Annotated in this window: 26 protein-coding genes and 2 tRNA genes; 9 read left to right on the top strand and 19 right to left on the bottom strand. The window is 48.1% G+C overall.

Going from position 1 to position 22138, the window contains the following annotated elements:
- Position 1 precedes the first annotated feature (1 nt).
- Positions 2-1288: a peptide chain release factor aRF-1 gene (gene prf1, locus MLAB_RS07990; RefSeq protein ID WP_011833876.1), complete on the bottom strand. Its 1287-nt coding sequence runs from the start codon at positions 1286-1288 to the stop codon at positions 2-4.
- A 158-nt stretch (positions 1289-1446) separates the two neighbouring features.
- Here prf1 and MLAB_RS07995 point away from each other — a divergent pair, with 158 nt between their 5' ends.
- Positions 1447-2967, top strand: coding sequence for an SLC13 family permease (locus MLAB_RS07995; protein ID WP_048062115.1), 1521 nt, complete (start codon positions 1447-1449; stop codon positions 2965-2967).
- A 173-nt stretch (positions 2968-3140) separates the two neighbouring features.
- On the opposite strand, the gene MLAB_RS08000 is transcribed toward MLAB_RS07995, so the two are convergent.
- The 4 genes from MLAB_RS08000 to MLAB_RS08020 form a co-directional block, all read right to left on the bottom strand.
- Positions 3141-3212: transfer RNA gene (locus MLAB_RS08000), tRNA-Ala, on the bottom strand.
- 89 nt (positions 3213-3301) lie between these two features.
- Complete coding sequence (locus tag MLAB_RS08005; RefSeq protein WP_011833878.1) at positions 3302-4324, bottom strand: transcription initiation factor IIB; 1023 nt, start codon at positions 4322-4324, stop codon at positions 3302-3304.
- 462 nt (positions 4325-4786) lie between these two features.
- Positions 4787-5431, bottom strand: coding sequence for a histidinol phosphate phosphatase domain-containing protein (locus tag MLAB_RS08015; protein WP_011833880.1), 645 nt, complete (start codon positions 5429-5431; stop codon positions 4787-4789).
- 2 nt (positions 5432-5433) lie between these two features.
- Positions 5434-5706, bottom strand: coding sequence for a signal recognition particle subunit SRP19/SEC65 family protein (locus MLAB_RS08020; protein ID WP_011833881.1), 273 nt, complete (start codon positions 5704-5706; stop codon positions 5434-5436).
- 175 nt (positions 5707-5881) lie between these two features.
- On the opposite strand from MLAB_RS08020, the gene hypB reads away from it, so the two are divergent.
- The 4 genes from hypB (at position 5882) to MLAB_RS08040 (ending at position 7971) form a co-directional block, all read left to right on the top strand.
- Entirely contained in the window at positions 5882-6529 is a 648-nt protein-coding gene (gene hypB / locus MLAB_RS08025; RefSeq protein WP_011833882.1) for a hydrogenase nickel incorporation protein HypB, read from the top strand.
- A 109-nt stretch (positions 6530-6638) separates the two neighbouring features.
- Positions 6639-7016, top strand: coding sequence for a 30S ribosomal protein S8e (locus MLAB_RS08030; protein WP_011833883.1), 378 nt, complete (start codon positions 6639-6641; stop codon positions 7014-7016).
- 146 nt (positions 7017-7162) lie between these two features.
- On the top strand, positions 7163-7498 hold the full coding sequence (locus MLAB_RS08035; protein ID WP_143702795.1) for a hypothetical protein: 336 nt from the start codon (positions 7163-7165) through the stop codon (positions 7496-7498).
- Positions 7495-7971 carry a DUF2240 family protein gene (locus tag MLAB_RS08040; RefSeq protein WP_011833885.1) on the top strand — a complete coding sequence of 159 codons (477 nt, stop codon included), beginning with the start codon at positions 7495-7497 and terminating at the stop codon, positions 7969-7971. The genes MLAB_RS08035 and MLAB_RS08040 overlap by 4 nt, the downstream gene beginning before the upstream one ends.
- Positions 7972-7986: 15 nt before the next feature.
- On the opposite strand, the gene MLAB_RS08045 is transcribed toward MLAB_RS08040, so the two are convergent.
- Positions 7987-8376, bottom strand: a complete 390-nt coding sequence (locus MLAB_RS08045) for a 30S ribosomal protein S6e (protein WP_011833886.1) — start codon at positions 8374-8376, stop codon at positions 7987-7989.
- 69 nt (positions 8377-8445) lie between these two features.
- Entirely contained in the window at positions 8446-10215 is a 1770-nt protein-coding gene (gene infB, locus MLAB_RS08050) for a translation initiation factor IF-2 (protein WP_011833887.1), read from the bottom strand.
- 188 nt (positions 10216-10403) lie between these two features.
- On the opposite strand from infB, the gene MLAB_RS08055 reads away from it, so the two are divergent.
- Positions 10404-10476, top strand: a tRNA-His gene (locus tag MLAB_RS08055).
- Positions 10477-10512: 36 nt separating this feature from the next.
- Here the strand turns inward: MLAB_RS08055 and MLAB_RS08060 are convergent.
- Together MLAB_RS08060 and MLAB_RS08065 are read right to left on the bottom strand one after the other, a co-directional pair.
- Complete coding sequence (locus tag MLAB_RS08060; protein WP_011833888.1) at positions 10513-11004, bottom strand: TspO/MBR family protein; 492 nt, start codon at positions 11002-11004, stop codon at positions 10513-10515.
- A 78-nt stretch (positions 11005-11082) separates the two neighbouring features.
- The gene (locus MLAB_RS08065) at positions 11083-11442 is read right to left on the bottom strand and encodes a winged helix-turn-helix transcriptional regulator (protein WP_048062116.1); all 360 of its coding nucleotides are present in this window, start codon (positions 11440-11442) and stop codon (positions 11083-11085) included.
- A gap of 82 nt (positions 11443-11524) precedes the next feature.
- Here MLAB_RS08065 and hcp point away from each other — a divergent pair, with 82 nt between their 5' ends.
- Positions 11525-13105 carry a hydroxylamine reductase gene (hcp, locus tag MLAB_RS08070; RefSeq protein WP_011833890.1) on the top strand — a complete coding sequence of 527 codons (1581 nt, stop codon included), beginning with the start codon at positions 11525-11527 and terminating at the stop codon, positions 13103-13105.
- A 331-nt stretch (positions 13106-13436) separates the two neighbouring features.
- On the opposite strand, the gene MLAB_RS10010 is transcribed toward hcp, so the two are convergent.
- Both MLAB_RS10010 and MLAB_RS08075 read right to left on the bottom strand, forming a co-directional pair.
- Positions 13437-13565, bottom strand: a complete 129-nt coding sequence (locus tag MLAB_RS10010; protein ID WP_281034007.1) for a hypothetical protein — start codon at positions 13563-13565, stop codon at positions 13437-13439.
- A 63-nt stretch (positions 13566-13628) separates the two neighbouring features.
- Positions 13629-14087 carry a peptidylprolyl isomerase gene (locus MLAB_RS08075; protein WP_011833891.1) on the bottom strand — a complete coding sequence of 153 codons (459 nt, stop codon included), beginning with the start codon at positions 14085-14087 and terminating at the stop codon, positions 13629-13631.
- A 61-nt stretch (positions 14088-14148) separates the two neighbouring features.
- On the opposite strand from MLAB_RS08075, the gene MLAB_RS08080 reads away from it, so the two are divergent.
- Positions 14149-15294 carry a TIGR04083 family peptide-modifying radical SAM enzyme gene (locus MLAB_RS08080; protein WP_011833892.1) on the top strand — a complete coding sequence of 382 codons (1146 nt, stop codon included), beginning with the start codon at positions 14149-14151 and terminating at the stop codon, positions 15292-15294.
- A gap of 37 nt (positions 15295-15331) precedes the next feature.
- Here MLAB_RS08080 and MLAB_RS08085 read toward each other — a convergent pair whose 3' ends face one another.
- Positions 15332-15838 carry an HDIG domain-containing metalloprotein gene (locus MLAB_RS08085; RefSeq protein WP_048062117.1) on the bottom strand — a complete coding sequence of 169 codons (507 nt, stop codon included), beginning with the start codon at positions 15836-15838 and terminating at the stop codon, positions 15332-15334.
- A 43-nt stretch (positions 15839-15881) separates the two neighbouring features.
- Here MLAB_RS08085 and MLAB_RS09460 point away from each other — a divergent pair, with 43 nt between their 5' ends.
- Complete coding sequence (locus tag MLAB_RS09460; protein WP_052289001.1) at positions 15882-16808, top strand: putative ABC transporter permease; 927 nt, start codon at positions 15882-15884, stop codon at positions 16806-16808.
- 72 nt (positions 16809-16880) lie between these two features.
- Here the strand turns inward: MLAB_RS09460 and MLAB_RS08095 are convergent, their stop codons facing one another.
- From MLAB_RS08095 to MLAB_RS08125, 7 genes are all read right to left on the bottom strand, one after another.
- A complete protein-coding gene (locus tag MLAB_RS08095) occupies positions 16881-17483 on the bottom strand; it encodes a winged helix-turn-helix domain-containing protein (protein WP_011833895.1) in 603 nt (200 codons plus the stop codon).
- A 496-nt stretch (positions 17484-17979) separates the two neighbouring features.
- Positions 17980-18696, bottom strand: coding sequence for a type IV pilin (locus MLAB_RS09995; RefSeq protein ID WP_052289002.1), 717 nt, complete (start codon positions 18694-18696; stop codon positions 17980-17982).
- A 5-nt stretch (positions 18697-18701) separates the two neighbouring features.
- Positions 18702-19409: a type IV pilin gene (locus MLAB_RS09890; RefSeq protein WP_011833897.1), complete on the bottom strand. Its 708-nt coding sequence runs from the start codon at positions 19407-19409 to the stop codon at positions 18702-18704.
- Between the two features lie 15 nt (positions 19410-19424).
- Positions 19425-20069 carry a type IV pilin gene (locus tag MLAB_RS08110; RefSeq protein ID WP_083755087.1) on the bottom strand — a complete coding sequence of 215 codons (645 nt, stop codon included), beginning with the start codon at positions 20067-20069 and terminating at the stop codon, positions 19425-19427.
- Between the two features lie 5 nt (positions 20070-20074).
- On the bottom strand, positions 20075-20755 hold the full coding sequence (locus MLAB_RS08115; protein WP_048062310.1) for a type IV pilin N-terminal domain-containing protein: 681 nt from the start codon (positions 20753-20755) through the stop codon (positions 20075-20077).
- 26 nt (positions 20756-20781) lie between these two features.
- Positions 20782-21459 carry a type IV pilin gene (locus MLAB_RS09895; protein WP_011833900.1) on the bottom strand — a complete coding sequence of 226 codons (678 nt, stop codon included), beginning with the start codon at positions 21457-21459 and terminating at the stop codon, positions 20782-20784.
- Entirely contained in the window at positions 21456-22091 is a 636-nt protein-coding gene (locus tag MLAB_RS08125) for a type IV pilin (protein WP_011833901.1), read from the bottom strand. The genes MLAB_RS09895 and MLAB_RS08125 overlap by 4 nt, the downstream gene beginning before the upstream one ends.
- Positions 22092-22138: the final 47 nt, after the last annotated feature.

Genomic DNA, 22138 nt, shown 5'->3' on the forward strand with positions numbered 1-22138 from the left:
GTTACATCCCCGTTGGATATCGAAGGACGGCTGCAATCCCGCCGAATGCGGAGTAAAGCATGGCTCCTTCCTCGAAATCTTCTGAAATGATCTCTACTCTGGTGTTTGACGCATCGGCAAGCTCGGTCAGTTCATCGATGATATCGGCTTCCTTTTCAAGGAAGAGTGAGGACTGACACTTCGGACAGCGGCCGAACGGCAGATCTTTGAACTTTTTCCCAGCTTCGATCTGCATGGTTTTGATTTCTTCGTAGTCACAGTTCCCGCATTTGATGGTGAGCCGTGCCTTTCTCAGTTTTTCTGAGAGGAGGAGCGTGTCGACCGCACCTGCCTCCAGATTGAGCCGAACACTGTCTTCTCCGTAAGCAGCCGCCCCGTTCTCTTTGATGAGTTCTTTGAAGAATCTGGACATTTCTGCTTTTTCGTCCATTATTCCGACACCGCGAAGAGCATCCTGGGCATTGTCCACCAGTTCGCGCAGACCGAATTCATTGGTGTAGGATGCATCAAAGAGACCGATGATCCGTTTCTTGACTTCGTGGTGAAGGAAATCGCCGGAGGCGAACTCCTCTTTGGTCGGCATCGGACCGCCGATCAAAACTCCCTTGAACTTTTCAAAGAAGTTGGGCTCGGCAAGGAACGCCGCCGAAGCACGTTCGCCGACTTTGCTGTAGAAATCATGGATCGCAATCAGTCTGAGGCGTTCGAAACGGACACTGGACTGACCACCTTTCCTTTGTTTTCCGGGAACGGTGGAGTTGGTTCCGTTGATCGGCTCAATGTGCGTTCCTCGAAGGAAACCCCAGTAGGCTTCGCGACGGTCGATGACTAAAAGCCCATATACATATTTGTCATCGAGCATCGCCTTAAGAGGTTCAAGTTCGAAGGTAGAACTGCACCGGTAACTGTAAGTCTGGATGACCTCCGGAGGTTCGACGATGATGGACTCCAGATCGGTTTTGTCGCCGCCCACGTTGATTGCTCCGCAGAAAATCGCCATGCCGTTTTCCGGGGGTGTTTTGAAGTATTTCAGGCGTGCAAGAATTGAAGAGAGAGCGCTCTGAACATTTGACCGTGTCTGTTTGCTTTTGATGTTCGCGCACTGACCATATTCATCGCGAAGCTGGGCAGTTACATCATATATCTGCTTATCCGGGGGGATATAGAGAGAGATCAGTTCTGTTCCCGACCCCTCTTTCTCCTCCAGTCGTTCCAGTGATTTTTTGAACTCATATCGCTTTCTTGCTTCATCCTTTTCGATTTCGTGCTGGGAATGTTCCTCTGCCATTGTATATACAACCCTTTAATATCCGGTATTAATCCGGCGGTAGAATGTGGTGTATTATTAGATGTGCAAGGTGATTAAACATCGCGTCAGGAAATCGCGAAAAAACGTGCATGAAAAATAGTAACGCTCATTACATCCCCTGCTCAATAAAATACGTTATGAAAAAAGGTTATGGGTTAATACTGGGTTTGGCAGCATTTCTTATTCTGTTGTTTGCCCCAATTGATCCTGCCGTTCTACCGGTTGAAGCGCGCCTCGCAGCCGCCGTAACCGTTATGATGGCCATTTTTTGGATTACCCAGCCGATTCCAATTGAGGCAACGGCCCTCATACCATTGGTTGCATTTCCTCTTCTGGGAATTCTCACCCCGACCGAAGCGGCGGTCCCATATGCGGATAAGGTTATTTTCCTCTTCCTCGGCGGTTTTATTATTGCCATGTCGATGCAGAGATGGGGACTCCATAAAAGGATTGCATTAAAAATAATCAATATCACGGGAACAAGTCCAAGGCGCCTCATCCTCGGATTTATGATCGCGACGGCATTTCTTTCGATGTGGATGTCGAATACCGCCACCGCGATGATGATGATTCCAATCGCGATCGCGATTGTCGCAACGGTCCTCCCGACAAAAGTATTTTCCGAGATGGAGCCACCCCATAAAGCATTTGCCGGCTGCCTTGTTCTCGCCGTCGCCTATGCAGCCGGAGTTGGAGGCATTGGAACTCTGATCGGAACCCCGGCAAACGGCATTCTAAGCGCACAGATGGCGCTCATTTTCCCGGAGAGCACGCCGATCGACTTCTTTACCTGGATGGAGTTTGGTGTTCCGTTCGTTATCGTAATGATCCTGATCATCTGGCTCTGGCTCACCAGAGTCGCCTATAAGAAGATGCCAAATGTGCTCACCAATGCAAAAGAGGCTTTGGATAAAGAGGTCAAAGAGTTGGGGCCGATGTCCCGCGGTGAGAAAAATACCCTCTTCGTATTTATCCTGACGGCATTCTGCTGGATCTTTGCAAAAAGCAAAGATTTCGGGGCCTTCACTCTCCCAGGTCTCGATGTCCTTATTCCGAGTATCAATGACTCAACGATTGCCATTTTCGGCGCCCTTCTGCTGTTCTTCCTCCCGATAAGTTGGAAAAAACAGGAGTACACGATGAACTGGCAGTGGGCAGTTCGTATTCCCTGGGGCATTCTTCTTCTCTTCGGCGGAGGTATGTGTCTTTCAGCTGCATTCATCAAAAGCGGTCTGGCCCAGACGATTGTTGGATATCTGGAAGTATTAAACGGAGTTCCGGTTCTTCTCATTGTCCTTGCAATAGCAATTTTAGTGACGTTCCTAACAGAACTCACCTCAAACACGGCCATTGCTTCGGTTATGATGCCTATTCTTGCAGTTACGGCGATTTCTCTCTCTATGAACCCGCTGGTTCTTATGATGACCGCGGCGGTCTGTTCATCTCTTGCATTCATGCTTCCGGTAGCAACCCCGCCGAATGCGATCGCCTTTGGTACGGAATATGTGGAGATGAAAGACATGGTCACAGCCGGATGGTTCCTCAATCTGATAGGTATTGCGGTATTCACCATCTTCGTCTTCACGATTGTTTTGTGGGCATTCGGCATCACGCTCGATCTCCCGTCATGGGCACTTGCGTCAACCGTAAATATCTAACCCTTTTTTATCCAGCGTAACCGCTCGTTTTATTCCAGTTTTATTGTACGCACAAATCAAAAACCGAAAATAAGTATTTTCTGAAATCTACAACACAAATATTTTTTGAGGGAAGATATGGGATGAAAATAGACCGAGACGAATATTATGAAAAATTACGTGGAAAAACCGAGTGGACCCGGCGGGATTTGAACCCGCGGCATCTACGTTGCGAACGTAGCTATCTACCCCTGATATACGAGCCCGGAAATATCTCTAATCTATAGGATAAAATCCATATTAACTCTATGGTATCGTCACCTGTAAAGTTCGGTGAGAAAAAATATTCAGGAGATTATAAGATAATCTCGATATCCAGTTGTTCAGCCAGTTCCTTGTATCTGTTACGGATCGTAACTTCCGTTACGCCGGCCACATCGGCAACTTCGCGCTGGGTCCTGCGTTCTCCTGAAAGAATCGAGGAGATGTAGATCGCAGCGGCTGCAACGCCGGTCGGACCCCGTCCGCTCGTAAGTTCACGCTCGCCAGCCTGTTTTAAAATCTCCATTGCACGAGACTGGACCTCACCTTTCAGACCGAGACCTGAGCAGAACCTTGGAACATAGTCGCCAGGGGAAGTCGGGAGAAGTTTCAATCCAAGTTCACGGGAGATGAACCGGTAAGTCCTGCCGATCTCTTTTCTGGAAACACGGGACACTTCAGCGATCTCGTCGAGCGTTCTTGGAACATTACACTGACGGCAGGCAGCATACAACGCAGCGGCTGCAACGCCCTCAATACTTCTTCCGCGAATCAGATTCTTATCGACGGCGTCACGGTAAACGACTGCTGCGGTCTCGCGAACATTTCGCGGAAGACCAAGAGCGGAGGCCATTCGATCAAGTTCAGAAAGTGCGAATGCCAGGTTACGCTCTGTCGCATTGGAAACTCTGATACGACGCTGCCATTTTCTCAGACGATATAACTGAGCCCGATTCTTCGACGAGATCGCACGCCCGTAACTATCACGGTTTCTCCAGTCGATCATGGTGGAAAGACCTTTATCATGGATCGTAAAGGTCATTGGTGCGCCGACACGCGATCTCTTCATCCGCTGATCATGATCAAATGCACGCCATTCCGGCCCGCGGTCAATGAAATCGTCATCTAAAACAAGACCGCAGTGCTGACAGACAAGCTCTGCACGCTCATAATCATGAACGAGCTGCTTGCTCCCGCACTCCGGACAGACCGTCGCCGTCGCATCGTTTCCACCCTGCTTCTCCTTTTCCCTCGTAACAAGCGTCGTTTCCTGACGCTGTTTCATTTTTTCTCTATCTGCTCGTAGCTGTTTCAGTTTTTCAATTTCAGTTTCCATGATTATAAGATCCTTTTAATCTACGGATTAACGCCGATTTGCGCGCATATCGCGGCCATATTTGTGAGGTGAAGTTTTTCTGGGTTTTTCAGGCCTGGTTTCGGGGATGACATACAGTTTGTCTCCTGCATGTACACCGGCAGACGAATCGGTGCTGCATAACACAGTCAGATACGGTCTTGAAACGCTCCCGTAGAGGTCAACAATTTTACCAACTGATCTGCTTTGTTCATCTGCAACCTCCGTATAAAGCGGAGGAAGCTGACCAGCATCACTTTCAACAATCAGCAACCGTCGCCCAAGACGGGATACAACATTCCCTGCAAATTTCACAAATCAAACCTCGATGACTACAAATAGAGAGTCAAGCAAACCCGTGGAATGCAAACCACAGAGTATTTATGCATAATATAATGCGTAAGAAGTACTATAAATACATTCCCCACAATACTAAAATATAAATTAGAGAGAAAGAATCTCTGCGGAAGTGAGGGAAAGAACCATTTCTGCCTCGTCTTCGCTCATACCTGCCCCTCGAGCGACCAGACCGCGCATTTTTTCGTTAATTATATCATCCGGGCCGTGAATGTCCGACTGAACCACAACACCGGCTCCCGCGCGGCGCGCAGACGCAAGAACGTGGCCATTTGCCTTATTGTGCCCGTTCCTTGACGTGATCTCCAGAAACACACCGTTCTTTGCTGCAAGCAAAGCCTCTTCCTCGGAGATCATTCCAGGGTGAGCCAGAATATCCACATCGGGACAGGTCACTGCCGCCAGATTTGTCCCGGGAGCAACCGGCTCCGTGATCGTTTCACCGTGGACGATCACAACTTCCGCACCGAGAGATCTGGCATACTTCGCAAGGTCGGCGATCTCGGCCGGAGGTACGTGCGTGATCTCGACACCGGTAAAAAGCCTTACTCCATACAATGCTGCAGACCGCTTTACTTTTTCCTGAGACTGTATAAGCAATTCCACATTGGAGAAATCCGCATGATCGGCAATCGCCATCTCCGTATATCCGGCAACTGCCATCCGGCGGATCAGTTCGGTCGGGATCAGTTCGCCGTCGCTCATCGTTGTATGACAGTGGAAATCGTACATGCTTACTTCCCGCCGAGTTTTCCGGCGACGCTTCTCAGAAGATCTTCTTTGGATCCGGCATACTCCACGCGAATACGTCCGCCGGCCTTATACCACTGCGCCGGATGATGGGCATCGCGTTCCTCATCGAGAACAGAGACTCCGCATACTTTTGCAGCGCGGGAGATCATAGCCATATTCGGAGCGGAAACAGCCAGACTCATTGCTACACGCCTTCCCTCGCTTCTGGTTAGAGAGGCATCAAAATAGCACGGGTAAAGAAAACGAATTGCCATTAGTACTAGTATATGATGTGAAAGCCAAAATGGCTTTCGTGCCTGAGAGATTGTCCGAACCCATATACCAACCGGAGGGCTTCCAAATCACATACTAAATTCCAATATCGTGTGACTCACTCACACTCAAGAAAATATGCGTATCTATAAACATGAAAAACCACAATAGTATTGTATGCATCACGTGGATGTTCACATGGAAGCCGAAATATACGGCGCAAACAACCGTCTGGCAGAGCACAATGCGGAGCACTTCAAAGCCCACAACGTTCGGGCATTCGATCTTCTCGGGGCGATCGGATCAGGAAAGACCTCATTAATCGAAAAGATCGTGCCTGAACTCAAATCAAGAGGCAAAGTCTCGGCAGCAATTGCCGGAGATGTTTACGGCGATGATGATTTCCAGCGGATCATCAAAACCGGAATAATCGCATTCAACGCAAACACCGGCAAGGAATGCCATCTGGATGCCCACCTTGTCCATCACGCCCTCGACCACATGGATCTTGACAATGTCGATATCGTCTTCATCGAAAATGTTGGAAACATGGTCTGCCCGACCGACTTCAAACTCGGCGCGGAGAAACGAATCGTCGTCATCTCGACCACCGAAGGAGACGATGTGGTTAACAAACACCCGATGATGTTCCGGGACTGTCAGATCGCCATCATAAACAAAGTCGATTTAGCAGAGGCGGTCGGCTGCAATGTCGAGAGAATGATTCAGGATATCAAACGCTACAATCCGGAGATGCTCATCATCAAGACCAACCTGAAGAAAGGAGAAGGGGTCAAAGAGATTGCCGACGCCCTCCTTGCCTAAACGATTTTAAATATCGGTAGAACCAACACATATAGGACTCTGGAAAAGACTGATGCCCGGGATACCCGGACGTTAATCAGAGATACAAATTTAGGAGATATTAAACAAAATGCTTTGGCAAGGTAAATCAGTAAGAAAGGCGACCGGCGGTCGCTATCACGCATCCCGCGGAAAGAAACGGTTCGAGATCGGAAGATCCCCGGCAGATACCATCATTGGGACCACCCGTGTAAAGACCATCCGCGTAACCGGTGGAAACACCAAAGTCCGCGCACTCCGCTGCGAGTTTGCAAACGTCAGCGACAAAAAGACCGGAAAAGTTCAGAAAGTCAAGATCAACTCTGTTGCAGAAAATGCAGCAAACCCGAACTATGTCCGTCGTAACCTCATGACCAAGGGAGCAATCATCACGACCGAACTTGGTAAAGCACAGATCGTCAGCCGCCCGGGTCAGGATGGCGTTATCAACGCAGTCCTGATCGAATAAAAATATATTTTTTTTCTTTTCTTTAAGACAGCTTCATGTATTCGGATAACGAATACTCTGGTATGCGACGCGTATCATATCTCTTTCCCCACACATGCGATCTGATGTTTGACGTTTATCAGCCCTTTTCCATATACCTCCAGGGAATGACGAAACTTGCCGACCGGCAGGACAATTTCCGAACCGCGGCCGGGCCGGTGAAACGGGAGATCTCGGTATCTATTGCCCACGACCGGCTCGGGTTTGAACGGATCCGTAAAACCTCACACCTCGAAGACGTCACGGACGAGGCCGATTTCCAGATAATCCTCACCGACACGATCCTCAAATCCAGCGGTAATGTCCCAAAGAACGAACAGAAATTCCTCGTCAAAGGCATCGACAAAGGACCATTCACGGAAGTCTACGTGACAAAATCCCCGGCGATACCCGGCGTATCTGCCCTTGATATAAAGCAGATCATTCAGGAGCTTTTTGCATGACTGAACGCGAGACCGCAGTCGCCGCCCCTTTTCGACACAGAAATGCCGATCATCTCCGTCAGGTTGATCTGATCTTCTACTACACGCAGGATAAAAAATGGATGAGTCTGGACAAGGCAAAAAAACTGATTTCCATCGCGGAAAAAACCGGACTCATCAAAAAAGAAAACACTGGAGACTACGCGCTTCGTGACGACCTCCGCGAAGTGAAAATTCCGCTCGGGTTTCGCCCGACAGACGAGATATTCGTCATCGATGAAAGTCAGACGATCGATACCTTGGAAAAACTCCTAGACAACATCGCCGAAACGGCCAGGATCGAAAAGAAAGACATCGCCGGCGAGATGGAACGCATCCGAAAACATTTCGACAATCTGATTGGGCCAGAGGCGGCAGTCATACTCCTTGCAAAAAAATATCGCGTCCCCTACGGACCATACAAAGCCGACCTCATCAAAAGAATCGAAGAATAAAAAAGATATTGAGATTTATTCTGCTGCTGCAGCAAAAATCTCGGTAACCGGTTTTTCACCGTAAACGGTAATTTTTGCATTAACCTGAACGAAGTCGGCAGCGATCTCGTTTCCGCGCTGGCTCTTTCTTCTTCTCTCACCGTTGTGGGTTGCATTGAAGCCGAATCCATCAGAGATCAGAAGACCTCTTCTGCCGTTACCTGGAAGATCCGGGCGTGCAGGAGTTCCGGTCTTGTCGGATCCGCCGGTGATTGTGATCTTATAGCCGCTCATGCCGAACGGAGCGCCGTCAACTTCTGTGCCGATCTTCTTTCCAAGAAGAGCACCTGCTGCTGCACCCGCTGCATCTATTTTGTACGAAAGACCGGTTTTCGGGTCTGACAGTACGACCTTAAAGTCTACCATTGTATATACACATCTCCTCGATATCTATGATGCCGAAGTACCCATATATTTAGTATCTCCACATTTATACTACTTGCCCCAGAAAGGCTGTGTTTTCCGGAAGATGCCGGTGTACTCTTCGAGTGCTTCGACGGTGCCAGCATTTAAATGAGAGAGCATTTCCGTCTCCAAAACCTTCACATGCCGCTCAGGAATCGCCACATAAAGTGTTTCGCCGACATCGATCTGTCTGCCGATCGTGACCCCATCTATCGAAACGGCGACCTCTGCGCCCTCTTTTGCCTCGCCAATGGTCTCTTTGTTGAGCTTGATCTGTTTGATCTCGCCGACGATTTTTCCGTCGCGGGTCGCGATGCTGACCTTCGGACGAAGCGTACCCCCTAAAACGCGCACGCCGACGACCGCCGGACCGCTCATCCTGAAAACACAACCGGGGAGGATGGAAAACTTCGCCGGAAGAACGACCGTCTCGAACTGTTTCGCTTCTTTGGCCCGAATCATTTCATCGCGCCATTCCAGATAATCATCAAGGAGTTTGTAGATGACCCGATTGGAAAAGATCTTCACATCCACCTCCTCGTCCCGGACCATCGCTTCGGCATCGGGAAGGAGAGGAACGTTGAAACAGAGAGCAACTTTGAACAGATCCTCCTTTATCACGCTGATATCGATCAGATCACGGCGGGACAAGGGACCTACGCTCGCACGCATAATCGGGATGTTTTTCGCATCCAGTTCATTGGAAAGGGCCTCCAGTGCACCGATCGTGTCGGCACGGACGCTTACCCCTACATCGGAGAGTTTTATGTTGATCTCCTGCATCTCCTCGTTGATCTTTGCCAGAACCTCGTCGTGATCACCGCGTATCACGCGGATCGGCGAGCCGGCAACGATCGATTCCAGATTCGGCGCGGAAATTTTCACACCGGCCGCCGCCACGACGGATTTGACCCGCATAAACTGATCTTCGATTAAGATCTCTTTCATGGGCCGGGGCTGGAGAAGAGCGCGGACTTTGGTCGACAGTGCCCCATCACTGCCGGCAATACCGATCTCGTCGCCCACACTGATGATCCCATCATAAAGGATAACGTCGAGTGTCGTTCCAAGACCTTTCTCTTCCTTGACCTCAAGGACAGTTCCAACACCCGGGCCCGATGTGGTCGTCTTGAGTCCTTCGGTGAGATACCGCTGGGCAAGTCCGATCATGATCATCAAAAGATCGCCGATACCTTCACCGGTCATGCTGCTCACCGGAACGATCACCAGATTGCGCTGGAAATCACTCACCCGGTCAAACCGCTCGGAGTTGAAACCCATATCCGAAAGCTTGCCGACAAGTTCATATACCCTGTTTTCGCACTCCGTCTGGACACGTTCACTCTGATTTTTGTAAGCTTTCTGAAACGAAGCGTTCGGTGTCGGACGCCAGCCGGGAATCTTGTCGAGTTTGGTTGCTGCGATAACAAACGGCGTTTTACAGGTCCGGAGGATCTGAAGCGCTTCGATCGTCTGCTGTTTGAACCCTTCATTCACATCCACAACCAAAATCGCGATATCGGCAAGAGCACCTCCCCTGGCCCGAAGCGTGGTAAATGCATGATGACCGGGCGTGTCGATAAACAGCAGTCCCGGAACAGAGGTTTTGAGCCTGCCCAGATCGCCGCTCATTTTTGCAATAGAATCAAACGGAATGAGAGTAGCGCCGATATGCTGGGTAATCGCCCCTGCTTCGCCTGCAACAACTTTCGACCCGCGAATACGGTCGAGGAGCGATGTTTTTCCATGATCTACGTGCCCCAAAACGCAGACGATGGGAGTTCTGATGTGTTCTTCCATGATATTGAATCCCCATTCTCCGATGACTGACCATACAGAGATAAATAGTGATTATCTATTGGCAGTGCAGGATTATTAATATAAAGGGGACTAAGAAAAATTCCGTGACAGAGAAAAGATATGTTAATATCTCAAAACACCATATCTAATAGAGTGTTTGGGCCATATCGGCAAAAACATGATTTCAGGCTAAGGTAGGGTAGCTGGACATCCTTTAGGATTGTGGATCCTTAGACCCGGGTTCGACCCCCGGCCTTGGCCCTTCGTTTTTGAAAAAATTAGAGAGTTTTTTGCCGTCTAGTTGATCATCCAGATGGTGGCGGTCAGCACTGTTGCAAAAGTCACCCAAAGGATATACGGGATCAGCAGATAGGCGGCAGCTGGCTTGACTTTGTAGAAAAGATACATCGTTACGCAGATCATTATCCAAAGCACAATGATCTCGATCGTCGATCCTAAAAGCAGGTGCCAGCCGAAGAACATATACGACCACAGGACATTGAGGGCGAGCTGGATCAAAAATACGACGGTAGCGATCTTAACCTCTTTTTTCTCCCAGCCCTGTGCGAAAACCAGACCGGCGGCGCTACCCATCAGGATATAGAGCGTGGTCCACACCGGAGCAAACAGAAAGTTCGGCGGCTGCCAGGCCGGTTTGATCAGTTCAAGAGCGAACCAGGAATCAGGACCGGTGATCGTAACGATTGTGCCCAAAAATCCGGCAAGAAGAGAGAGTACGGCAAAGCCAATCATCAGATATACCGTACGGGAAGAGATTTTTGCATTCATAGTGCTTACTTCGAATTACAAAGTATATAATCCTGATTTTAGATGCAATTTTTCGAAGGAAAAGAGAAAGGGATCCTCTTAGAGTTTACAGAGTTTGCACTCCTGACTGCCGCACGGAATGTTGTCGATCTTCCATTTCAGTGCCCAGTATTTAATATCCCGAATGACCCCGATCAGTTCAACGCCGCTTTCGGTAAGCGTGTATTCTGACTTTACCGGAACGATTGATGCATCGATTTTTTTTGAAACGATGTTCTCCGCTTCCAGTTCCTGCAGACGTTCCGAGAGTATCTTCGGCGTTATGTCCGGGAGGCTCGCTTTCAGTTCCGAGAATCTCCGCGTATAATTATCCCCTTTATACAACTCCAGAATAATCAGCAGAGTCCATTTTTTCGTCAGATACCGGACGGTCAGGTTTACGGTGCAGCATTCATCCATAGTATTGTTTTGGAAACTCATGCGTATATTACTTTGTATACATAATATATGTAATATTAAAAAGATACTAAGGTGAAAAAAGATGTACTGTCAACAATGTCAGGAAGCAAAATCTCCCGCCTGCACATCAGGCGGAGTCTGTGGAAAAAACGCCGTGATCGCAGCATATCAGGACGCTGTACTCTTTACCCTGTCCGGACTTGCTTATCGGCTGGAATCGGCGGACAAAAATCTGGAACCCTGCGTTCTTGAAGCCCTGTTTTCAACGCTGACCAATGTCGGGTTTGATAAAAACCGGTTTCTCGGATACCTTACGTGTATCACATCTCACAAAGATGCGCTCCCAACAGTCCCGGGAGAGCCGGAAGAGTGTGCATGGACGCCAAAATCCGAAGAGGAGATCGTAACCTCCGGGCTTACGGGTCTTGACAAAATCGAGGACATCAATACCCGATCCCTTTACTCCCTCCTGCTTTTCGGCATCAAAGGGCTCGCTGCATACTATTCCCATGTGGTCGTTCTTGGAAAAACCGACGAGAAGGTTCTGCCGTTCATCAGAAAAGCACTCGCTTCCCGATTCAAGGACCTGGATATCCAGGAAAGGATCGGCCTTGTTCTGGAATGTGGAGAGATCGGTGTGAAAACCCTCGCTCTGCTGGATTCCGCAAACCAGACCTACGGCATCCCGGAGATCACCAGCGTGTCGAGCAAGGTCGGGACGAATCCGGGGATCCTCGTGACCGGTCATGACTTAAAAGATCTGGAGCTCCTCCTCAAAGCCACGGAAAATACCGGGATCGACATCTACACGCACGGAGAAATGCTGCCTGCGCATGCATATCCGGGACTGAAGAAGTATCCCCACCTGAAAGGCAATTATGGATCATCCTGGGCAAATCAGCGGACGGAACTCCCCAAATTCAACGGACCCGTCCTCTTTACGACAAACTGTCTCGTCCCGCCGGCAGCTTCCTATGAAAAGTTTGTGTTCACCACCGGAGCGGTCGGATTTCCGGGATGCCCCCACATTGAGGAGAATCCCGACGGAACCAAAGACTTTAGCGCCCTCATCAGCCTCGCAAAAACCTGCCGGGCTCCCGAAGATCTGCACACTCCCGCGCTTTTAACGGGATGCGCCCATGATGCAGTCGTTTCCCTTGCACCGAAAGTCCTTGAACTCGTGAATGCCGGAAAAATCAAAAGATTCATCGTGATGGCGGGCTGCGACGGACGTGACAAGAAACGCGAATATTATACCGAGTTCGCCAAAGCTCTGCCAAAAGATACGATCATCCTCACCGCAGGATGCGCCAAATACCGATACAATTTCCTGGACCTTGGCGACATCGAAGGAATCCCCCGCATTCTGGATGCCGGACAGTGTAATGATTCCTACAGTCTTGTCGTGATCGCGCTCACCTTGGCAGAAGCATGTAAATGCGGAGTCAATGATCTGCCGATCTCCTACAACATCGCCTGGTACGAACAAAAAGCAGTTTTGGTTTTACTGGCACTGCTGCACTTAGACATTAAAGACATCATGCTCGGGCCGACACTTCCCAACTTTGTTTCGCCGGATGTATTGGATGTCCTGGTGAAAACATTCGGGATCCAGGCAAGCTCCTCGGTCGAAGAGGATCTGATCAAACTGAAGTGTGTTTGATCACGCACCTTTTTTAATGGACTAACGCGGTGTGATCTCAAATAAAAAAAAACTGACGTAATGATGATCTTTACTTTGATTTCATGTATAGAATAAGTGTGGATACATGAGTAATCCCACCGCGAATAATCGCGAATCGCATTTTTCTTGTTCCGCCCTCTTGACCTTCGGTCGCGTCCCTACGCTACACCTGATCGGTTTCGCGTAGCCGGGACGGCGGAACGAAAAATGCTGGAAAACCCGCGTCGCGGGTTTTCTGTTGTTTCACTATTTTTTCTATTACACAAAAAGAGAAGTTAACGGGGAGAAAAACCGGCACGCCGGTTTTTACTTAGCATTTTTCCAGCCGGCGTGCGATTCCTGCGTAGGCGATCAGCCGGGGCAGAGCACGACGGCGCAAGAAAAATGCGATTCGCGTTAATTCGCGGAGATTCGCGGTTAAATAATTTATTGTCTCCACACCCAGTGATACCCCTCCTGAATTGAATCGAGACTAACACCGCGTAAGTCCAATAAAAAAAGATTAGAGAAGAGTTGCTTTTACGATCACAACATCTTCTAAGGGTTTGTCAGAGTAGTTCGTCTTGACCTTGCCGAGTTTTTCAACGACCTCCATACCCTCAATGACTTTCCCGAACGCCGGGTGGGCTTTGTCGAGGTAGTTGTTGTTTGCAAGGTTGATGAAAAACTGACTGCCGCCGGTATTTGGTCCGGCATTTGCCATAGAGATCGTGCCTTTGTTGTTTTTGTTGTCGGCCATGAACTCATCGGGGATCTTGTAGCCCGGTCCTCCGCGGCCGGTACCGGTCGGGTCGCCGCCCTGAATCATGAATCCGTCAATGATTCGGTGAAAGATGACGCCGTCATAGAATCCGTCCGCAACAAGCTTTGCAAAATTGCCGGCGGTCACCGGCATATCCTCACGGAGTTCGAGGACGATATCCCCGTGATTGGTGGAAAGAAGTACTTTCTGTGCTGTCATGTATCTAGTTGTGCGCAGACAAAAATAATAAACATGTATCATGACAAACGTAGTGACACCAATGAAGAATCCGTTCCATGTCATGATCATTCCGACACTCGGCTGCCCCGGGCGCTGCAAATACTGCTGGAGTTCGGACGAAACTTCACCGAGGATGACGCTTGACACGATAGATGATATTGTCACGTGGCTCAAACCGCTCGAAGACCAGCGGGTCACATTTACCTTTCACGGCGGAGAACCCCTGCTTGCCGGAGCCGAGTTTTACCGGCAGGCGTTCAAGAAGATCACAGAAGGACTCCCGCATCTCTCGCCCGAGTTTGCCATTCAGACCAATCTCTGGCTGATGGATGACGAGCTCGCCGAAATCTTTGCAGAATACCAGGTCCCAATCGGATCTTCCATCGACGGACCGCAGGAGCTGACGAATTATCAGCGGGGCGATGAATACTTTGAACGCTGCCTCGCCGGCTACAAGATCGCCGTGGACCACGGACTTCTGGTCAGGTTCATCTGTACGTTCACCAACTCTTCCGTTAAGCAGAAAGAAGCGATCGTGAACTTTTTCAAAGAACAGGGCTGGGTGATGAAACTTCATCCGGCTCTGCCGTCCCTGAAAGGAGAGAATCCGAATGCATGGACCCTTGCCCCGGAGGAGTACGGCGAGTTGCTGGTCTTTCTTCTGGACGAGGCGATCGAACATGCAGACGATCTTGAGATCATGAACATCAATGATCTCTGCAGGTGCGTGTTTACCCGGGCAGGGAGCGTTTGCACCTATGCGGATTGTATGGGAACCACGTATGCCGTTGGACCGGACGGGGAAATTTATCCCTGTTACCGGTTTATCGGGATGCCGGAATGGGTAATGGGCCATGTCAGGAATGCTCCGTCAATCGAGAGCCTGATGGAGAGCCACGCAGGAAAACGGATGCTGGCGTTCAAGGAATTTGTGGACACGGCATGTAAAGATTGCGCCCATATCACGTACTGCAGAGGGGGATGTCCATATAATGCAATAGCACCGACCGGAGGGTCTCTCGAGGGGGTCGATCCCCACTGTACTGCATACAAGAGGATCTTCGATGAGATCACAACACGGCTGAACGAGGAGATGAATGCAGCGCCGGTGAGCAGAGTTTCACGAGTGAAGAGGCAGAAAAAGCCAAGCGTTACGAGACTTATTCAGAAAATCGTTGAGGAATAGGAAGGATTTGTTTGGTACAGTAAATCCTTGACCTGGATCACTGCATCTCACCCTCGCTCGCATAAAATCCTCTTACAAACGAATTTTGGGTAAACCGTGCTGTTTCCAAAGTCGAACAGAATTTATCCGCAAGACACAGGAGCCAGCCCTCCCGGAACCTTGGAGGAGTCGGCGTCAAAGGAAACATATGGCGAAGAATCATATCCTGTTCGACCGTGGTCAAGGCAAAATCATCCATCGCATTCTGCAAAGCACGCTTGGGATGGGTGAATCCATGCAGGCGGTGCCCGGGATCCGGAACATGCCAGTCATAAAAGAAATAATCGTGAAGCAGGGCACCCCGGATAAGGGATTCCCGATCAACCGATAAGCCCATCTTATCCGCAAGCAGACAACTGACCCGCGCCACAGCGATGCAGTGCTCATAAACGTTCGTGTCACCGTGCTGCATAAACTGCTTTGTTTCAAGCAGACGGGAAGCCTCGCATGAGGAGAGGATCTGCTGCAGGACAGTTTCGTTATCCTGAATGGGGGTATTCATCATGATTATATTGTCACAAATTGGGTTGGCGTTATATGGCTGCACAATGATTCTTGTTCCTCTAGTATTAGAGGCCCGAGGAGAAAAACTTGGTCTGCGTCTCTACAACGAGTCGATGATCGGCCCAAGCAGAATCAGCTCGACTTCCGTATCTTTTTTTACCTTATTTGACCTAAAATACATCATGATACCTGCCGCCTACTTTCTCGGGTTCGTATTTTACAGTTTTCTTGGATGGATATGGGAAACGACATACTGCTCGGTGAAAGCAAAACATTTCATCAACCGCGGATTTTTAAACGGCCCGATCATCCCGATCTATGGTTTTGGCGCCGTCCTGATCATGATTGCCGTAAGTGTACTGGGGCCTCTTGCCCCTCCCGTCCCGGCATTCAACTTCACCATCATCAATATCCTCCTCGTCTTCCTTGGGGGAATGCTCCTTGCAACGATTCTTGAATTTACGGTTGCAACCATACTGGAAACATGGTTCCATCTGAAATTGTGGGACTATTCCAAAAACAGATTCAACTTCAAGGGAAGGATATGTTTGAAATGTTCTCTGTTCTTTGGTCTTCTTTCCGTTCTCTTTATCATGATCATCGAACCGCTGACCACGCATGCAGCAACCCAAATTCCGGACAAAGTAATAAACATCGCGGCCGGAATAGTTTTACTGATATTATTACTGGATATCTGCGTTTCCGTATTCTCTCTCCTGAAACTGAATGAACGTCTTCGTGCAGCAGAGGAGATCATCAACGCCAAGGTAGGCACGGGCCTTGTTGAAGCCGCGAAGATCCGTGATACCCTCCACGAAAAAATCGTGGAAGGGCTGGATGAGAATCAGCTTCTTTCCAGATTCCATTACCAGAGCCGGCGTATGGCCAAAGCTTACCCAGGCTCGGTTTCGCTGAGACATACGGAGATCTGGGAGAAACTGAAAACGCATGTGAAGAAACCGGCAAAATAATTTTTCCGGGTTTTTGGAGGGATATTACGCTAATATGCCATCTGACGAAAGATATCCTGTCACGATTGCATGTTATTTCCTTCCCTCAGGACATATCCATGTCTCCGCCTGAATCATGATTCCGGGAATCCCATCAAAAAAAATGATAGGCAGTATCCAGAGCCGGCAACGGGCAGCTGAAGTTTCGAGATATGTCCATGCACCAACCGTAGGCATTTTTCCGTTCAGCGCATTCACATACTCAGGCAGAGCAGTTATTATGTTAAATAGCTCACTGTTAAGTTCCTTATAATTTTTTCCGACAAGGTTTTCTGTATCAATCCCAAGGGTATTTCCCAGACTTTCCCGCATGTATGAATTTAATGCAAGAATAATGCCTTCGTTATTGACAACGATAGTGGGTTCGGGTTGTACTGCCAGAAACTGTGGCGAGATTGGAAGACGTTCGGACAACTGATACACATGTGAAGGACCAACGGTGCGTATCTCGACCTGACCCAGTGTTGCAAGTATCGTTAAATATCGTGATATCGTATTTCTGTTCAATCCTGTTTTTTTTGCAATGTCGGATATTGAAAGCCCGAACTTGCTGTTTCTTAAATGAAACATTATCATATTAAGTCCGGATTCTTTTGAATTTCTCGGGGAGGGAACATTCACCGTATTTGTATCCATAATCGCGCAGTGCTCATCCAATTATATTTAGTTAAATAAAAAATATCTGTTTAATTGTATATATATATTGCTCATGGCTCTTCACCAGACACATGAATACACCAAACATAAAAACTGAAGTATCGGCAATATTTATGAAAACAGATACGATTTTCAGATTACCATATGAGAAATATTAAATAGATTATATTTACCAGGGGGCAATGCATTATCATAATGTGCGCGCAGTTTATGTTCCGATCAAAGTAATGTAGAGGTCAGGTATCACAGATACTTTGCCGAGGTCTCCCATCTGTACAGTTCAGGGTTCCAACCATTACTGATAAGAAAAAAATACCGGCCGGAAACACGTACAGAAAGTAAAATACATCCATGCATCCCTGAATGGAAGATCCGCACATAAGTGAAGGGGATGTGGAGTTTTTTGTGGATGAAAAATATTGGTGAAGAATGGACATTCTTCACCCTGTTAATCTGTTTTGGGAGCAAATCAGAATTAAACCGTTGCGATCATATCCGATTCGATCAGCGTATGTCTCACATACACGTACCCGGTCTCGGCATTGCTCAGTGTCAGAATTGCATCGCCGTTTGCGCCAATTCCTGCGCTAACGACGGTGTTACCGTCTGCATCATCTTTTCTCAGACCGATTGCAAGGCTTGGACTTGAGGGGTTGACATACTCGCATGAAACAACGAACATATCTCCCGGATCTGCGATCGTGTTATGAATATTCGGGTCATCTTCACTCAGGCCAAACAATACGATACGGTAGCCTCGCATGTATTCCGGAGGGAGAATTATCTGACGTCTTGAATTCCACGTACTGCCTCCGGGAAGATAGGCGGTTGAAACAGGATCATCATAGCCAAGGTCAACAGACCCCCCGCCGCCGGAACTCTTGCCGCTTGCAAGATAGAGGTGCATTTTCATCAAATCAACCGGCTTATCGCCGACTACCTTAAACAAAAGACCCGCTGCTTCTGTCTGATATGTCTGCTTGTCAATGTTACTAACCGTTGCTGCGGTGTATCCTGCAGTATAAAGACCGACAAACTCGATTTGGGGCTCGTCTGTCTGTGTACCGGTTGAATCCATAAAACCGGCAGCAGTCAGACTGACAATGCCTGCAATAATGATCGTCACAACAAGCATAAGCATAACTCCGACAACCGGCGATACACCTGCATCTTTTTTACCAGAAGATCTCATTGAAATTACCATAATGCTCTCACATCCTGGTCACTGAGTACGGTCCCCGTGGGAACATGAATCACCGTTATGTGAACTAATGACCCTTCGGTAAATCCGTAGGTTGTCCTTTCGGTAGTTGGGAAACCAAGGAATCGGTCGATCTCCTTAAACCACCAAATTGTACCGCTTGCGATGGGTGCATTACCGCCAAAGTAGAGTAAATCATTCATGCCATAGCCCCATGTTAAACCATTTCCGGTGGTTGCGACAATTGGCTCATTATAAACCTGTGTTTTTGGAACAAAGGGATCATCAGATGCAGAATAAAGTGGTGATAAAGCCCAATCGATCCTGGCAGTTCCACCGTTTAAATCAACGCCGTAATCCTCGACCTGTCCAGTGATAGTATGGGTGATAGTCTTTCCTGCATTCGTGAGGGGAACCCCGTTGTAGGTGTCTGGAACAACATAAGTCGTAATAATTTCCAACTGATTTGAGGTGAATTCTCCAGTAGCAACCGGGATTTCACATACAACTCCCGGATAGGAACTCGTTTGGCCGCCGGCATGAATGGTGAAGTCAAAGCCTGCGGAAGGGGCAGGGGTAGCTGCAGAGCCAAGACCCCCGGCAAATGCTGCGACCAATGCTGCAACAATGATTGTTACAACCAGCATCAGCATAACACCGACAACAGGGGAAACCCCATCGTTTTTTTCATTATCTGTTCGCATTCTCTTCACCTCCATTCAGTTAATGGTGATTGTTCCTTTCTGGATCTGCTTGCCGGTAATTGTGTCGAATATCGTATAGGTTACCGGAACATGTTCCTGAACGACAAATCTGCCGCCCGTTGACGGGGTCCAGAGAAGGAATTTGCCTATTTTAACTGCAGATGCATCTTTTGTGTTGTCGTAATATCCGTCAGCAAGAAGAATAAATGACTCACCAACCGAAATTGTGGTGTCCAGATTATTGGCAACCGCAAAGTAGGTCTGCTTCGTATTATTTGTACCAGGCATTACTTCAATAGCTGCCTCATTTACGACAGGACTCGTTTCATCACGATAGATACTCGGATCAAATGTGATCGAAGACCCGTCACTTGTCAACATGATTTTTATCTTATCAAGCTGAACAGAGTCACCCCCAAGAAGTTTGAAGACAAAACCGTTGTTTTTTGATGCCGATGAAGAATAATCAGGCACGCTGTTCGTTGTATCGGTATCAGAAATACCTGCTACATAGGACACATCAAAATTGACGCTTGGCGCGATCTGTTCATCGCTCGTAATGCCGCCGACAAATGCGGCAACTACGGCTGCAACGATGATCGTTACAACCAGCATCAGCATAACACCGACAACAGGGGAAACTGCAGAATCATGTTTCATGAATTTCATGCTACGATCACATCCTTGCTGTACAAAACACTGTTCGAAGGAGTGTGGATGATTTCAACATGCACGTTTGATCCGATGCTGAAGTCAGTATAGCCGTCATTGATGGTATCACCATCATATTTGTTAAGGTATTTCAGCTGATTCGCTGAACTTGTCTGACCCATAAGAATATAGGCAGTTCCTTCGTTGCTGTAGGTACTCATTATCGTCCCGGGTGCAAAGTTGTAGTTGCCGAAGTTTATGGCAGTGTTATCAGTTGCAGCGTCACCATATGCCGCATTTAAGAGAATCGGTACAACGATTTTCTGACCAGTTACCCCAGTTGAATTGGTAACGGTAATTGATCTGGTATTCATTGCTGTACGATCACCCTTGATAGTTCCAGCCGCTGAACCGGTCTTGGATGTATAATAGGTCAAGATCCGCAGATCTGATGTGGGGATGGAATCTCCACCTAAATTTTCGATATACATGACACAATCATTTCCGGTATATCCGGAGTTGTAGAGAATTTTTACGTCGATCGATGCAACCGGCGCTGCTTCAGATGTTGAAAACAGACCCCCGGCAAATGTTGCCACAAATGCAGCAATAACGATGGTTACAACCAGCATCAGCATAACACCGATAACGGGGGATACTGCGCTGTTTTTTTGTGAATTATGTGTTTTTTTCATAATGTTCATTGTTCAACACTCCTGTTTCAGATATAATCATACACCTTTCCGGACAGATCACCCGATGCAATTACATTGCCCGTTGATGTATCTTTAAGTGTGTAAACCGTTCCCGGACCAATCTCGAAAAATCCTTCCGAGTATGTGCCGTCTCTCGTTGCGGCCATGTAGAGCTGACTATACTTTGATGTGTCACTCTGGATAATCCGGTCGGTATAAATGATGAAACGTTCTCCCGGCTCAATGGTCTGATAAGCAAGATACGTCCCGTATTTCATGGTGACGCCTACCTTTTTCATCCGGTAGTCAACCTTTTTGGCTGATGGTGTAATAGACAGACGGGCTTCTCCGGGTGTCAGGATGCCGGAAATCGCGGTTGAGGGGGCGTCATTAAACGTAATTGTCGTTTCATTCACAACACCACGGGTATTTTCCTGCAGAGTGAGCTCCAGATTTGTCAGAACAATGTTTTCACCACCGATATTTTCAAAAAGAAGACCGACTTCGCCTAAAAAGCCGTTTTCAAAATCATTTCCCTGAACAGAACCAAGGTAGTTGATCCTTGTCATCGGCGATGCCTCCGTACTTCCTACATAGTTGGCTGCAACCATTCCCACAACTGCTGCAATAATAATCGTTACAACCAGCATCAGCATAACGCCGACAACCGGGGAGACCCCAGATTCCTTGTTTTTAGACTTCATTGGATTCTCACATCCTTGTCATAAATGACGGTGCTGGTTGGAATGTGAACGATCGTTACATGGAATGTCGTTCCAGTATCAATTCCATAGGTTAATGCTTTCTTAGTATCGAAACCAGTGAAATAATTCAAATCAAAAGCAATGGAACTTCCTGAAACCAAATCAGCCTGACCAAAGAGCTGATTGTTTACCGTTCGTTTACTGACGGTCGCATTGTTGTTCGTAATCTGATACACAAACGGATAGCCTGCCAGAGTTGTATCAAGATCGTTTTCAGCTACTGGTTCGAGTCCGCCGTCAATCGTGTGGATGATGGTTTCCCCGCCGTGATCCAAATTCTTATTGGCAAACTTTACCGGAACGTCATACGATACAGTGATCAGCAAATCTTTCGTCGGCAGAGTATCCCCGGCAATGTTTTCAATCATGGCAGACCCTGGTCCTATGAAGAGAGAAACATCAAGTGAGGCTGTAGGTGCAGCTTCCGTTGTTGTTCCAATACCCCCGGCAAATGCTGCGACGAGGGCTGCAACAATAATTGTTACAACCAGCATCAGCATAACTCCGACTACCGGAGATACTGCAGAATCCCGATCGGATCTGTGTTTTTTCAACATCTTTGTTTTTTTCATACGATTTTCCCCACCCAATTAAATCATATTAATTGAGTATAAATAAA

The sequence above is a fragment of the Methanocorpusculum labreanum Z genome, from assembly GCF_000015765.1.
GTDB classification, from domain to species: domain Archaea; phylum Halobacteriota; class Methanomicrobia; order Methanomicrobiales; family Methanocorpusculaceae; genus Methanocorpusculum; species Methanocorpusculum labreanum.

Coding starts and splice junctions, on each gene's coding strand:
- MLAB_RS09995 (WP_052289002.1), bottom strand. CDS start 18,696: ATGAGATCTTCTGGTAAAAAAGATGCAGGTGTATCGCCGGTTGTCGGA.
- MLAB_RS09460 (WP_052289001.1), top strand. CDS start 15,882: ATGATTCTTGTTCCTCTAGTATTAGAGGCCCGAGGAGAAAAACTTGGT.
- MLAB_RS08125 (WP_011833901.1), bottom strand. CDS start 22,091: ATGAAAAAAACAAAGATGTTGAAAAAACACAGATCCGATCGGGATTCT.
- hypB (WP_011833882.1), top strand. CDS start 5,882: ATGCATCACGTGGATGTTCACATGGAAGCCGAAATATACGGCGCAAAC.
- MLAB_RS08060 (WP_011833888.1), bottom strand. CDS start 11,004: ATGAATGCAAAAATCTCTTCCCGTACGGTATATCTGATGATTGGCTTT.
- MLAB_RS08035 (WP_143702795.1), top strand. CDS start 7,163: ATGACGAAACTTGCCGACCGGCAGGACAATTTCCGAACCGCGGCCGGG.
- MLAB_RS08020 (WP_011833881.1), bottom strand. CDS start 5,706: ATGGCAATTCGTTTTCTTTACCCGTGCTATTTTGATGCCTCTCTAACC.
- MLAB_RS09895 (WP_011833900.1), bottom strand. CDS start 21,459: ATGAAGTCTAAAAACAAGGAATCTGGGGTCTCCCCGGTTGTCGGCGTT.
- infB (WP_011833887.1), bottom strand. CDS start 10,215: ATGGAAGAACACATCAGAACTCCCATCGTCTGCGTTTTGGGGCACGTA.
- MLAB_RS08030 (WP_011833883.1), top strand. CDS start 6,639: ATGCTTTGGCAAGGTAAATCAGTAAGAAAGGCGACCGGCGGTCGCTAT.
- MLAB_RS08015 (WP_011833880.1), bottom strand. CDS start 5,431: ATGTACGATTTCCACTGTCATACAACGATGAGCGACGGCGAACTGATC.
- MLAB_RS08110 (WP_083755087.1), bottom strand. CDS start 20,069: ATGAAACATGATTCTGCAGTTTCCCCTGTTGTCGGTGTTATGCTGATG.
- MLAB_RS08045 (WP_011833886.1), bottom strand. CDS start 8,376: ATGGTAGACTTTAAGGTCGTACTGTCAGACCCGAAAACCGGTCTTTCG.
- MLAB_RS08040 (WP_011833885.1), top strand. CDS start 7,495: ATGACTGAACGCGAGACCGCAGTCGCCGCCCCTTTTCGACACAGAAAT.
- prf1 (WP_011833876.1), bottom strand. CDS start 1,288: ATGGCAGAGGAACATTCCCAGCACGAAATCGAAAAGGATGAAGCAAGA.
- hcp (WP_011833890.1), top strand. CDS start 11,525: ATGTACTGTCAACAATGTCAGGAAGCAAAATCTCCCGCCTGCACATCA.
- MLAB_RS08065 (WP_048062116.1), bottom strand. CDS start 11,442: ATGGATGAATGCTGCACCGTAAACCTGACCGTCCGGTATCTGACGAAA.
- MLAB_RS08005 (WP_011833878.1), bottom strand. CDS start 4,324: ATGGAAACTGAAATTGAAAAACTGAAACAGCTACGAGCAGATAGAGAA.
- MLAB_RS08075 (WP_011833891.1), bottom strand. CDS start 14,087: ATGACAGCACAGAAAGTACTTCTTTCCACCAATCACGGGGATATCGTC.
- MLAB_RS08085 (WP_048062117.1), bottom strand. CDS start 15,838: ATGATGAATACCCCCATTCAGGATAACGAAACTGTCCTGCAGCAGATC.
- MLAB_RS09890 (WP_011833897.1), bottom strand. CDS start 19,409: ATGCGAACAGATAATGAAAAAAACGATGGGGTTTCCCCTGTTGTCGGT.
- MLAB_RS07995 (WP_048062115.1), top strand. CDS start 1,447: ATGAAAAAAGGTTATGGGTTAATACTGGGTTTGGCAGCATTTCTTATT.
- MLAB_RS08080 (WP_011833892.1), top strand. CDS start 14,149: ATGAAGAATCCGTTCCATGTCATGATCATTCCGACACTCGGCTGCCCC.
- MLAB_RS08115 (WP_048062310.1), bottom strand. CDS start 20,755: ATGAAAAAAACACATAATTCACAAAAAAACAGCGCAGTATCCCCCGTT.
- MLAB_RS08095 (WP_011833895.1), bottom strand. CDS start 17,483: ATGGATACAAATACGGTGAATGTTCCCTCCCCGAGAAATTCAAAAGAA.